At 67.9% G+C, this 13,018-nt stretch carries 9 protein-coding genes; all 9 read left to right on the top strand.

Annotated features, from left to right (window positions below; all coding sequences use genetic code 11):
- Window positions 1-629: 629 nt before the first annotated feature.
- From V3B48_RS07880 to V3B48_RS07840, 9 genes are read left to right on the top strand one after another with little or no spacing between them, the layout of a single operon-like run.
- Window positions 630-2,261 (top strand): TldD/PmbA family protein, encoded by a 1,632-nt coding sequence (locus V3B48_RS07880; RefSeq protein WP_329893488.1) that lies wholly within the window; start codon window positions 630-632, stop codon window positions 2,259-2,261.
- A 30-nt stretch (window positions 2,262-2,291) separates the two neighbouring features.
- Window positions 2,292-3,926, top strand: coding sequence for a TldD/PmbA family protein (locus tag V3B48_RS07875; RefSeq protein WP_032128710.1), 1,635 nt, complete (start codon window positions 2,292-2,294; stop codon window positions 3,924-3,926).
- 21 nt (window positions 3,927-3,947) lie between these two features.
- On the top strand, window positions 3,948-5,282 hold the full coding sequence (locus V3B48_RS07870) for a TldD/PmbA family protein (protein WP_019336350.1): 1,335 nt from the start codon (window positions 3,948-3,950) through the stop codon (window positions 5,280-5,282).
- Complete coding sequence (locus tag V3B48_RS07865; protein WP_329893487.1) at window positions 5,282-5,989, top strand: DUF4159 domain-containing protein; 708 nt, start codon at window positions 5,282-5,284, stop codon at window positions 5,987-5,989. The genes V3B48_RS07870 and V3B48_RS07865 overlap by 1 nt, the downstream gene beginning before the upstream one ends.
- A 16-nt stretch (window positions 5,990-6,005) precedes the next feature.
- Window positions 6,006-6,989: a MoxR family ATPase gene (locus tag V3B48_RS07860; RefSeq protein ID WP_279913122.1), complete on the top strand. Its 984-nt coding sequence runs from the start codon at window positions 6,006-6,008 to the stop codon at window positions 6,987-6,989.
- A 7-nt stretch (window positions 6,990-6,996) separates the two neighbouring features.
- Window positions 6,997-7,893 (top strand): DUF58 domain-containing protein, encoded by an 897-nt coding sequence (locus tag V3B48_RS07855; protein WP_329893486.1) that lies wholly within the window; start codon window positions 6,997-6,999, stop codon window positions 7,891-7,893.
- Window positions 7,890-9,011, top strand: coding sequence for a BatA domain-containing protein (locus V3B48_RS07850; protein WP_329893485.1), 1,122 nt, complete (start codon window positions 7,890-7,892; stop codon window positions 9,009-9,011). Before V3B48_RS07855 ends, V3B48_RS07850 begins: the two co-directional genes overlap by 4 nt.
- Window positions 9,008-11,176, top strand: a complete 2,169-nt coding sequence (locus V3B48_RS07845) for a hypothetical protein (RefSeq protein ID WP_329893484.1) — start codon at window positions 9,008-9,010, stop codon at window positions 11,174-11,176. Before V3B48_RS07850 ends, V3B48_RS07845 begins: the two co-directional genes overlap by 4 nt.
- Window positions 11,173-12,993 carry a hypothetical protein gene (locus V3B48_RS07840; RefSeq protein ID WP_329893483.1) on the top strand — a complete coding sequence of 607 codons (1,821 nt, stop codon included), beginning with the start codon at window positions 11,173-11,175 and terminating at the stop codon, window positions 12,991-12,993. The genes V3B48_RS07845 and V3B48_RS07840 overlap by 4 nt, the downstream gene beginning before the upstream one ends.
- Window positions 12,994-13,018: the final 25 nt, after the last annotated feature.

Below are 13,018 nucleotides of genomic sequence, written 5' to 3'. Positions count from 1 at the left end.
AGCGGGCTTCCTGGGGGATGGCGGGGTGGGTCCGGTTGCGGGGGACGCCGTGAATCCCCCTCCGGGGTCCGGCCCAGCCGCTGGCGGCTGTGCGTTCGGGCGCTTGCGAAGCGGTGCTTCGCAAGCAAAGCGCCCTCACCCATGGAGGCTCGGTCGCGCCATCCATGGCGCTCACGCCCCCGCAACCGGACCCATCCCGCCTTCGACAGTTTTCTGCGGTCGGTCGGAAAGGCTCTGACCCCGGATACATTTCGATATCTGACAGACGTGTCGACCAAGGTCGACACCTACCAACAGCCGAGTGAACCTGTCGAAGGTGGGGCGGTGTCGGATTGCGGGGTGTCAGCCGCATGGATGCGGCTGCCAAGCCTACAGGGACGTACTTGCGGCGTCCCCGCAGTCCGACACCGCCCCATCAACCCACGGAATGCCGCTCTGGCTTTGGCCGTTGCCGTTGCCGCTGCCGTTGCCGTTGCATTGAGCAGGTGCAGGGCTGCAAGCCCTGCCGAAACCCACCCAACCATGACTGCAGTCACTTGCCCGGACGCGCTGCGCTGGCGAAAGTCGAGTGGTTGACGTGATCGGCTCGGCCTGTTGCCAGCCGCACGCAAGCGAGAGAGAGAAACGCTGTGCAACGACGTGAGTTCCTGGCTTTTTCCGGTCTGGGCCTGGCGGGCCTGCTGCTGCCGCATTCCCGTGCCATCGCCGCCGAGCAGCTGCTCGCCCCGGTCGATACCGCCCAGCGCAGACGCCTGGCGGACGTTGCGCTCGCCGCCGCACGCAACGCCAAGGCCAGCTACTGCGACGTGCGCATCGGCCGCTATCTCAACCAGTCGGTCATCACCCGCGAGCACCAGGTCGGCAATGTGACCAACCGCGAATCGTCCGGTGTCGGCGTGCGGGTGATCGTCAACGGCGCCTGGGGCTTTGCCGCTACCCACCAGCAGACCGAGGCTGCCGTGCGCGCGGCGGTCGAGCAGGCCGCAGCGATCGCCCGCGCCAACGCCGGCATCCAGACCCGGCCGGTGCAGCTGGCACCGACGCCGTCGGTGGGCGAGGTGCGCTGGCAGACCCCAGTGCGCAGGAACGCGATGGCGGTGCCGATCCAGGACAAGGTCGAGCTGTTGCTGGCACTCAACGCCGCCGCGCTGAATGCGGGCGCCGACTACATCAATTCCACCCTGTTCCTGGTCAATGAACAGAAGTACTTCGCCTCCAGCGACGGCTCGTTCATCGACCAGGACATCCATCGCATCTGGCTGCCGTTCACTGCCACCGCCATCGACAAGGCCAGCGGCAGGTTCCGCACTCGTGCCGGCCTGTCCTCGCCGATGGGCATGGGCTACGAGTTCCTTGATGGCGATGCGCGCGGCAAGGTGCAGCTGCCCGGTGGCATCACCGCCTACCGCGATTCCTACGACCCGGTCGAGGACGCCATCGCCGCCGCCCGCCACGCGCGCGAGAAGCTGAAGGCGCCGTCGGTGAAGCCGGGCAAGTACGACCTGGTGCTGGACCCGTCCAACCTGTTCCTGACCATCCACGAGAACGTTGGCCACCCGCTGGAGCTGGACCGCGTGCTCGGCTACGAAGCCAACTACGCCGGCACCAGCTTCGCCACGCTGGACAAGCGCGATGCCGGTTTCCGCTGGGGCAGCGACATCGTCACCTTCTTCGCCGACAAGATCCAACCGGGCAGCCTCGGTGCGGTCGGCTACGACGACGAAGGCGTGAAGACCCAGCGCTGGGACCTGGTGCGCGACGGCATCCTGGTCGATTACCAGGCCACCCGCGATGAGGCCCACATCCTCGGCCGCGATGCCTCGCATGGCTGCAGTTACGCCGATTCCTGGTCCAGCGTGCAGTTCCAGCGCATGGCCAATGTCTCGCTGGCGCCGGGCAAAAAGCCGCTCAGCGTCGAAGACATGATCAAGGACGTGGAGAACGGCATCTACATCCACGGCCGTGGGTCGTATTCGATCGACCAGCAGCGCTACAACGCGCAGTTCGGCGGCCAGCTGTACTACCAGATCAAGGACGGAAAGATCGCCGGCATGGTCGAGGATGCGGCCTACCAGATCCGTACGCCGGAATTCTGGAATGCCTGCACTGCGATCTGCGACGAGCGTGACTTCCGCCTGGGCGGTTCGTTCTTCGACGGCAAGGGCCAGCCCGGCCAGGTCTCGGCGGTCTCGCACGGTTCGTCCACCACCCGCTTCAACGGCATCAACATCATCAACACCGCGCGCAGTCTCGGCGCTTGAGCCACCCATCCTTCGACATGGAGAGCAGCCTTGCAAAGACGTGACTTCCTGGCCCTGACCGGGCTTACCGCGGGCGGGCTGATCGTGCCTTCCTTCTTCGGCAAGGCGATTGCCGCCGAACAACTGCAGAGCACGCTGGACCTGGGGCTGAAGAAGCGCCTGGCCGATGCGGCGCTGGCCGCTGCCCGCCAGGCCGGTGCCACCTACTGCGACGTGCGCATCGGCCGCTACCTGCGGCAGTTCGTGATCACCCGCGAGGACAAGGTGCAGAACGTGGTGAACACCGAGTCCACCGGCGTGGGCATCCGCGTGATCGTCAACGGTGCCTGGGGCTTCGCCGCCACCAATGCGCTGGGTACAGCCGATGTAGCCAAGGCCGCGCAGCAGGCCGCAGCAATCGCCAAGGCCAATGCCGGCGTGCAGACCGCACCGGTACAGCTGGCCAAGGCGCCGGGCGTGGGTGAGGTGAGCTGGCGCACGCCTATCCGCAAGAATGCGATGGAAGTGCCGATCAAGGACAAGGTCGGCCTGCTGCTGGATGTCAACGCTGCGGCGATGGGCGCCGGCGCCAGCTTCGTCAATTCGATGCTGTTCCTGGTCAACGAGCAGAAGTACTTCGCCTCCACCGATGGTTCCTATATCGACCAGGACGTGCACCGCATCTGGGCACCGATGACGATCACCGCCATCGACAAGTCCAGCGGCAAGTTCCGTACCCGCGAAGGCCTGTCCTCGCCGATGGGCCTGGGCTACGAGTATCTGGACGGCGCGGCTGCCGGCAAGGTGGTCAGCCCGAATGGCGTGGTCAACTACAGCTCTTCCTACAACATGAAGGAAGATGCCATCGCCGCCGCCAAGCAGGCGCAGGAGAAGCTGAAGGCCCCGTCGGTGAAGCCGGGCAAGTACGATCTGGTGCTCGACCCGTCGCACACCTGGCTGACCATCCATGAGTCGATCGGCCACCCGCTGGAGCTGGACCGCGTGCTCGGCTACGAAGCCAACTACGCCGGCACCAGCTTCGCCACCCTGGACAAGCGCGAACAGCATTTCCAGTACGGCAGCGAACTGGTCAACATCTTCGCCGACAAGACCCAGCCGGGCAGCCTCGGTGCGGTGGCGTACGACGATGAAGGCGTGAAGTGCAAGCGCTGGGACCTGATCAGCAACGGCAAACTGGTGGATTACCAGACCATCCGCGACCAGGCCCACATCCTCGGCAAGACCGAGTCCGACGGCTGCTGCTACGCCGACTCGTGGTCCAGCGTGCAGTTCCAGCGCATGGCCAACGTGTCGATGGCACCGGGCAAGAAGCCGCTGAGCGTGCCGGACCTGATCAAGGACGTGGAGAACGGCATCTACATCATCGGTGATGGTTCGTTCTCGATCGACCAGCAGCGCTACAACGCGCAGTTCGGCGGCCAGCTGTTCTACGAGATCAAGAACGGCCAGATCACCCGCATGCTGGAAGACGTGGCCTACCAGATCCGCACACCGGAGTTCTGGAACGCCTGCACCGCCGTCGCCGACGAGCGCGACTACCGCCTGGGCGGTTCGTTCTTCGACGGCAAGGGCCAGCCGGGCCAGGTCTCGGCGGTCTCGCACGGTTCGTCGACCGCGCGCTTCAACGGCATCAACGTCATCAACACCGCACGCAGCCTCGGCTGATCGGTCAGGAGCCCTTACACCATGAGTATCTTCACCGAAGCCCAGGCCAAGGCCATCCTCGACAAGGTCATCGCCCTGTCCAAGGCCGACGAATGCACCGCCGTGCTGGCCGGCGCGATCAGCGGCAACATCCGTTTCGCGCTGAACAACGTCTCCACCAGCGGCATCGTCGACAACACCGAGCTGGCGGTCACCGTCGCCTTCGGCAAGCGCGTCGGCACCGCATCGATCAACGAGTTCGACGATGCCGCGCTGGAACGCGTGGTACGCCGCGCCGAAGACCTGGCGCGCCTGGCGCCGGAGAACCCGGAGTTCATGCCGGCCATCGGCAAGCAGAGCTATCGCGCCAGCCCGACCTTCAGCGAATCCACTGCAGCGATCGATCCGGCTTTCCGCGCCAAGGTCGCCGCCGATTCGATCGCCCCGTGCCGTGGCCACGGCCTGATCGCCGCCGGCTTCCTCGAGGACGGCCAGGGCTTCCAGGCCACCGCCAACAGCAACGGCAACTTCGCCTACCAGCGCACCACCAACTTCGATTACACCTGCACCGTGCGTACCGAAGATGGCCGCGGTTCGGGCTGGGTCGGCCGCAACCTGAAGGATGCCGCCGACTTCAAGGCCGACCAGGACATCCGCATCGCCATGCGCAAGGCCACCGAATCGGCCGAAGCCAAAGCGCTGGAGCCGGGCAAGTACACGGTGATCCTGGAACCGGCCGCGGCCGCGGGCCTGATCAGCTTCATGATGAACTTCTTCAGCGCACGCTCGGCCGATGAAGGCCGCAGCTTCCTGTCGAAGAAAGGCGGTGGCAACAAACTGGGCGAGCAGGTCTACGACCCGCGCGTGACCATGATTGCCGATCCGTGGCATCCGGACGCACCGGTGCTGCCGTGGGACGGCGAAGGCATGCCACGCGAGCGCATGGCCATCATCGAGAACGGCAAGATCGCCAACCTGGACTACTCGCGCTTCTGGGCGCAGAAGCAGGGCAAGACCGCCAAGGCAACGCCGGGCAACCTGCTGATGAGCGGTGGCGACAAGAGCACCGCCGAGCTGGTGCGCGGCACCCAGAAGGGCATCCTGGTCACCCGTACCTGGTACATCCGCATGGTCGACCCGCAGACCGTGCTGCTGACCGGCCTCACCCGCGACGGCACCTTCTACATCGAGAACGGCCAGATCAAGCACCCGGTGAAGAACTTCCGCTTCAACGAATCGCCGGTGATCATGCTCAACAACATCGAAGAGCTGGGCAAGCCGGTGCGCGTGGCCGGTGATGAATCCAGCTACGTGATGATGATCCCGCCGATGAAGCTGCGCGATTTCACCTTCACCTCGCTGTCCGACGCGGTCTGATGGATCGCCGGGCCTGCCTGCGCTGGTTGGCCGCTGCCGCTTCGGCGGCGGTGCTGCCGGCCTTGGCGCAGTCAGGCCCGCGCAGTTCGCGCTACGACTTCTGGTTCACCCGCCTTCAGTACGACTCCGGTGACTGGGACGTGGACGCGCGCATGCCGTCCAACCTGATCACCTCGCTGATCGACTACACCTCGCTGCGCGTGGACCCGCAGGAACACGTGGTGGCGCTGGCCGACCCACGCATGCTGGAAGCGCCGTTCTGCTACCTGGCCGGGCACACGCTGGTGGAGTTCAACGCCGCCGAGCGACAGAACTTCGTGCGCTACGTGCGCAATGGCGGCTTCGTCTTCGTCGACGACTGCAACCACGATATCGACGGCCTGTTCGCTACCTCGTTCGAGGCGCAGATGGGTCGCCTGTTCGGGTCCAGGGCATTGCAGAAGCTGCCCAACAGCCACCCGCTGTACCGCAGTTTCTTCCGCTTCCCGGATGGCCCGCCTGCCACCAGCTTCGAACTCAACGGCTGGGGCGACGACCTGGTGCACGACTACCTGAAGGGCATCGAGGTCGACGGCCGCCTGGGCCTGCTGTACAGCAACAAGGACTACGGCTGCGAGTGGGACTACGACTGGCGCAACAAGCGCTTCCTGGCCGAAGACAACACCCGCTTCGGCGTCAACATCGTGATGTACGCGTTGAACAATTGATAGGACCTGCACGACCATGACTTCCCCCGACCTCGATTCCCTGTTGCCGCGCCTGGATGCGCTGCGCGCCGCGCTTGCACGCGCAGTGGTGGGCCAGAACACCGTGGTCGAACAGCTGCTGATCGGCCTGCTGGCCGGCGGCCACTGCCTGCTGGAAGGTGCGCCCGGGCTCGGTAAGACCCTGCTGGTGCGCTCGCTCGGGCAGGCGCTGGAACTGCAGTTCCGGCGCGTGCAGTTCACCCCGGACCTGATGCCCAGCGACATCCTCGGCACCGAGCTGCTGGAGGAAGACCACGGCACCGGCCATCGCCACTTCCGTTTCCAGCAGGGCCCGATCTTCACCCACCTGCTGCTGGCCGACGAACTCAACCGCACCCCGCCCAAGACCCAGGCCGCGCTGCTGGAAGCGATGCAGGAACGCACGGTCAGCTACGCCGGCACCACGTATGCACTGCCTGCACCGTTCTTCGTGCTGGCCACGCAGAACCCGATCGAGCAGGCCGGCACCTACCCGCTGCCGGAAGCACAGCTGGATCGTTTCCTGCTGCACGTGCTGGTGGATTACCCGAGCGAGGACGAAGAGCGGCAGATCCTGGAACAGACCACCGGCGGTGCCACCGACGCGGTGCCGAAGGTGATGGATGCCGAAGCGGTGATCGCGCTGCAGGCCGCAGTACGCCAGGTGCATGTCAGCCCGGATGTGCTGGCCTGGATCACCCGCCTGGTGCGCGCCAGCCGCCCAGGCGAAGGCGCACCGGCGGCGATCAACCAGTGGGTGAAATGGGGTGCCGGCCCGCGCGCCGGGCAGTCGCTGGTGCTGGCGGCGAAGGCACGCGCATTGCTGCAGGGCCGCTTCGCCGCCACCCGCGAGGATGTGCAGGCACTGGCCGCACCGGTGATGCGCCATCGCCTGCTGCTGTCGTTCGCCGCCGAGGCCGAGCAGAAGCGTGCCGACGACGTGGTCGCCGCCCTGCTGCAGGCCGTGCCGTTCCCGGGTTGATCCACGCGTGAACGCTGGTACGTCGTTGACCCTGCCACCCGAACTGCGCGCGCGCCTGCGCCTGCTGCGGTTGCGGCCGCGCCTGGCCAGCGGTGCGAGCGGCATCGGCCAGCACGCCAGCCGCAGCCGTGGTGCCGGCCTGGAGTTCGCCCAGTACCGGGCCTACGAGCCGGGTGACGAACTGCGCCAGATCGACTGGAAGCTGTATGCACGCTCGGACCGCTTCTTCGTGCGCGAATCCGAACGCGAAAGCCCGATCACGGTCTGGCTGCTGCTCGATGCCACCGCCTCGGCCGGCCAGGCAGATCGCGCCGCGCCGGAACGCACGCGCTTGGACCACATGCGCGGCGTTGCCGCCTGCCTGGTCGAACTGGCCCTTCAGCAGGGCGACCGTTTCGGCCTGCTGGCGATCAACGGGGATGGACTGCAACTGGTGCCCGCAGCGAACGGCGCACGCCAGCGTGACCGCGTGCGTCTGCAACTTCATGCGCTGCAGGCGCGCGGTGGCTGGCCTGCGGCCGATCGCCTGCGCCCGCTGTGGGAGCGCGTGCGTCCGGGCGACCTGCTGCTGGCCATCGGTGATGGCTTCGACGAGGCCGGCATCGTGCTGCTGGAACAACTGGCCAGCGCGCGCCGCGAAGTGGCCCTGCTGCAGATCCTGACTGCCGACGAACGCGACTTCCCGTTCGACGCCGGCCATCGCTTCCGCGATCCGGAGACCGGCGAGGAACTGCTGGGCGATGGCGCGGCGATCCGCAGCGACTACCTGCAGCGCTTCGCTGACGCACGCAACGCATTGCAGTCGCGCCTGCAGGCCAGCGGCATCGCCAGTGCCACCGGCTGGCTCGACCAGCCGCTGGACCAGGCACTGCAGGCGCTGTTTGGCCGTGGGGGCGGTGCATGACCCTGCTGTTCCCATTGGGTCTGGCCGCGCTCGCCGCATGGCTGCTGCCGCTGCTGATCCACCTCGCCCGCCGCCATCCGTACACACCGCTGGATTTCGCCGCGCTGCGCTGGCTGCGCGCACAGATCCGGCCACGCCAGCGCATCCGCTTCGATGACTGGCCATTGCTGCTGGTGCGCCTGCTGTTGCTGGCCGCGCTGGCCTTGTTGCTGGCACGGCCTGCGTTGACCGGCCCCGTGCCGGCCTCCAGTGCATGGACGGTGGTGGCCCCGGGACTGGATGCCGCCGCACTGCGCGGTACCGCTGCGGATCGCAACTGGCACTGGCTGGCGCCCGGCTTCCCGGCCATTGATCAGGCGCCACCTGCAGCCAGTGCATCCCTGCCCAGCCTGCTGCGCGAACTGGACGCGCAGCTGCCCGTTGGCACCGCATTGACCGTGCACGTTCCCGATCCCCTGCCCGGCCTGGATGGTGCCCGCCTGCAGCTGTCGCGTGAGGTGCAATGGCACACGCAGCCGATGCCGGTCACTGCGCAACCGCGTGCCGCAACGTCGCCGCGCCTGCGCGTGCACAGCGATGCTTCGGCCGCTGCCCAGCACTGGTTGAATGCACTGCAGCGCGCATGGGGCGTGCAGGCGCCGCTCGCTCCTCTGGTGGCGGATGCCCTGCCCGAACGCGGCGAGATCGGCGTATGGAACCGCAACGACGCACTGCCGGCGAACTGGCAGGCCTGGCTGCGCGACGGCGGCAGTGTGCTGATCGCCGCCAAGCCCGCCACGGAAGCCCAGGTCCTGCTGCGCAGCGCCGAAGGCGTGCCGCTGTTGTGGCAGCAACGTGTCGGCCTTGGCCGCCTGCTGTCACTACCGGGTGATTGGGATGCCGCCAGCAACACCGCGCTGCGCGATCCACAGCTGCCGCGTTCCCTGCTGCTGGCCCTGCAGCCGCCACCGTCGCCACGCGTGGGCGATGCACAGGACCAGGCGCCGCGCCAGATTGCACTGCCCGCCGCAGCATCGCCGGTGCGTGAGCCCACAGCGTGGCTTCTGCTGGCAATCGTGCTGCTGTTCGCACTGGAACGCTGGATGGCCAGCAGCGCGCGGCGCAGGGCGATCGCATGAAGACGCTGCAGCATGCCTGGCAACGTGCGCGTCGTCGCCGCGCCGCCATCACCCTGCTGCTGGGCCTGCCGTGGGCGTTGGCTGCGACGGCGCTCGCACTGCGGCTGTCCGGTTTCGATATCGCCTGCGTGGTCGCCACGGTCAGCCTGCTCGCCTGCGCGGCCTTCGCCACTGCACGTGCCCGCCAGCTGGACCGCCAGTGGCTGCAGCGCCAACTCGATGGCAGCGGTACGAGCGAAGACAGCGCCGATCTGCTGTTCGCCGACGCCACCACGCTCAATCCGCTGCAGCAGCGCCAGCGTGTGCATGTGCTGGCCACGCTTGAACGCGCGATGCCGGAGCTGCGTCCGCGTTGGCCGCACCTGGCGGTGATGCTGTGCTGGATCGGTGGCTTGGCCGTTGCCCTGCTCGCGTTCGGCTGGCCGCGTTCGAACCCAGACCCGGCAGCCGTTCATTCCGCCACGACCGGCAGCACGGCGTCCGCAGGCCCGTTGCACCTGCAGTCCACCCGCCTGCGCATCGACGCACCGGCTTATACCGGCCAGTCCACGCTCACCCAGAACGCACTGGATGCCAAGGTCGCCGCCGACAGCCGGCTGTCGTGGTCGTTGCGCTTCGACCACGCACCGGCCAAGGCATGGCTGCAGTTCCACGATGGTCGACGGCTGCCGCTGAGCGAGCGCGATGGGCAGTGGCAGGCACAGGATGTGGCGCGCACGCCGGTGCTGTACCGCGTGGTGAGCGAACCGGCGCTGGCCGAAACCCGCCTGTACCGGCTGGATGTTGTGGCCGACCGCGCGCCCAGCGTGCGCGTGCTGGAGCCGGCCGCCAGCCTGGTGCTGGGCACGCCCGGGCAACGGCAATGGGCGCTGCGCTTCGAGGCCAGCGACGATTACGGTGTCGCGGCGCAGGCAACGCTGTCGATCACCACCACCCAGGGCAGCGGTGAGAACATCACCTTCGTGAAGCGCAGCGTCACGCTTGCCGGCAGCGGCGAAGCCACCGCGCGGCGTTTCGCCCATACCCTTGATCTTGCTGCGCTGGGCGCACAGCCCGGCAACGATGTCATCGCCCAGCTGGAAGTGCGCGACAATCATGCGCCAACACCGCAGACCGGGCGCAGCAGCAGCGTGATCCTGCGCCTGCCCAGCACCGAAGTCGCGCTCGGTGCCGAACTGGAAGGCCGCATCAAGAAGACCCTTCCAGCCTACTTCCGCAGCCAGCGGCAGATCATCATCGATGCCGAAGCACTGATCCGGCAGCGTCGCAGCCTCGCCGCCGAGGACTTCGTGAAGCGCAGCGATGCGATCGGCGTCGACCAGCGCATCCTGCGCCTGCGCTACGGCCAGTTCCTGGGCGAGGAGAGCGAGGGCGCACCCAAGCCGCCGCCGATCAGCGACCTGCCCACCAGCGATGCACCGGCTGCAGACAGCCACGACGAAGATCACGATCACGACCATGGCGCCGAGGCCGGAGCGCACGATGAGCATGACCACGATCACGGTGGCAAGGCGACCAATGCCGATACGCCGCCGGTGTTCGGCAGCGCCACCGACGTGCTCTCGGAATACGGACACACCCATGACCATGCCGAGGCGGCCACTCTGCTCGATCCGCAGACCCGTGCCACGCTGAAGGCCGCGCTGGACCAGATGTGGTCGGCCGAAGGCGAGCTGCGCCAGGGCCGTCCGGAGCAGGCATTGCCCTTCGCCTACAAGGCATTGGGCTTCATCAAGCAGGTGCAGCAGGCCGAACGCATCTATCTGGCCCGGGTCGGGCCGGAGCTGCCACCGATCGATGAGGGCCGCCGCCTCGGCGGTGACCGTGCCGGACTGGCCAGTCGTGAACTGCCGCTGGCCGCCCGCACCCCGCCCGATCCGGCCATCGTCGAAGCCTGGCAGCGTCTCGGCGACGACACCGGCGCGCCGGATCTGGACGCGCTCGCGACCTGGCAGCAGAGCAACGCGGCCTACCTGCCCGATGCACTCGATCTGGCTGCGGCCATCGAGCAGCTGCGCATCGAGCCCGGTTGCCACGACTGTCGCCAGCGCCTGCGTGCACAGTTGTGGCGGGCGCTGCAGCGTCCGCTGCCGCAGGCGATGCGGCGCAGTGCCGCCGATGCGATGGGCCAGCGGTACCTTGATGCGCTGGAGGCGCAGCCATGAACGCCTCCGCTGTGAACCTGTGGATTGCACTGGCACTGGCACTCGCCCTGATCGTGGTCATCGCCAGCGTGCGCCAGCTGCGTGGAAACACCGCGCACCCTGGCCGCCGGTGGATCGTGATCGCACTGCAGATCATCGTCGCCGCGCTGCTGTATTTCTGCCTGGTACCGCCCACCCGCCAGCAACCCGCAGGCGGGCTGGTCGTGCTCGGAACCGATGCCGGCAAGGCCGGCGCGCTCCCGGCCAGCGAAGGCCCGCTGTTGCTTTTGCCCGAAGCTGCCGACATTCCCGGCGCACAGCGCGTTCCCGACCTGGCCACCGCGCTGCGCCAGCATCCGGCGTCCACACTGACACTGGTCGGTGCGGGCCTGGCCGCACGTGACCGTGACGCGCTGCTGCCACCGGATGTACGTTGGCAGGCCGCACCGGAGCCGCGCGGCTGGATCGCACTGCAACCACCGGCCGATGTCGCTCCCGGTGCTCGTTTTGACGTCCAGGCACAGGCGCGTGGCGCGGCCAAAGCGAAAGCGAAAGCAGAGCTGCTCGACCCCGCCGACAGCGTGGTTGATCGCACGGACGTTGCCGAGGACGGGCGCGTGAAGCTCAGCGGCATCGCCCGCGCCGAAGGCCGCAGCGTGTTCCAGCTGCGCCTGCTCGATGCCGACGGCCATGTGGTGGACAGCGTACCGGTGCCGCAGCAGACCCTGCCGGCCGCACCGCTGCGCCTGCTGGTGCGCGCCAGTGCGCCGGGTCCAGAGCTGAAGTACCTGCGGCGTTGGGCGGCCGATGCCGGCATCCGCGTGCAGGTGCAGGCCGATACCGGGGCGGGTGTCAGCGTGGGAGATGGCGCGGTCGCGCTGGATGCGGCGTCACTCGCGCGCAGCGATCTGCTGTTGCTGGACGAGCGCAGCCTGGCCGCATTGAGTGCCGGCCAGCTGGCTGCCGTGCGGCAGGCGTTGCGCGAGGGACTAGGCGTGCTGGTACGCGGTGCGGGCGCACCTTCGGCCAGCGCGCGCCAGCGCCTCCGCGATCTGGGCCTGCCGGTGCAGGGCGATGGAAGCAGCCGCACCCTCGAACTTCCCGGCGACGGCGACAGCGCGGTCCTCGCCGCACGGCGTGGCCCGCTCGCCGCGGGTACGCTGCCAACCGGCTACGGCGAAGAGGCTGACCGCAGCTCGCACAATGCTCCCCTGCCTGCGCTGGAAGCACTCGCGCTGCAGGCACCGGGCAGCACCGCCCTGCTGCAGGATGGCACGGGCAAGGCTGTCGGTGGCTGGCGCGCTGCCGGCAAGGGCCGCATCGGCCTGCTGCCGCTGACCGACAGCTGGCGCTGGGTACTGGCCGGGCGCGACGACCGCCACGGCGAACTGTGGAGCGGCGTGGTGGCCACGCTGGCACGTGCACAGGGCAGCGCTGATGCGCTGTGGTCACCGCAACCGATCGGCTGGGCAGGCGAACGACAGACGCTGTGCGGTGTGCAGGCGCCGCTGCAGGTCTTCAACAGGCGTGGCGACGATGTACCCCTGATCGTCGATGGCGCGACGTCGGCGCTGCGCTGCGCTGGCTGGTGGCCCCGCGAACCGGGCTGGCAGCGCCTGCAGCACGGCGACATCGTTGTCTGGCGCTATGTGTTCGATCCGAAGGATGCACCGACGCTGCATCGGCAGGCGATGATCGATGCGACCACGCGTGCACTGGCTGCCAGCACGCCGGCAGACGCGTCAGTGATGCAACCCGTGGCAGGCCCACGCTGGCCGTGGTGGCTGGCGTTCGTGTTGTGCGCATCGCTGCTGTGGTGGCTGGAACGGCGACGCTGAAGCCGAGGATTGATCCCGGGGTCGG

The organism is Stenotrophomonas sp. SMYL20, from assembly GCF_036320045.1.
GTDB lineage: Bacteria > Pseudomonadota > Gammaproteobacteria > Xanthomonadales > Xanthomonadaceae > Stenotrophomonas > Stenotrophomonas maltophilia_A.
Note: the sequence above shows the minus strand (reverse complement) of the source record. Positions and strands in the feature narration are given on the sequence as shown.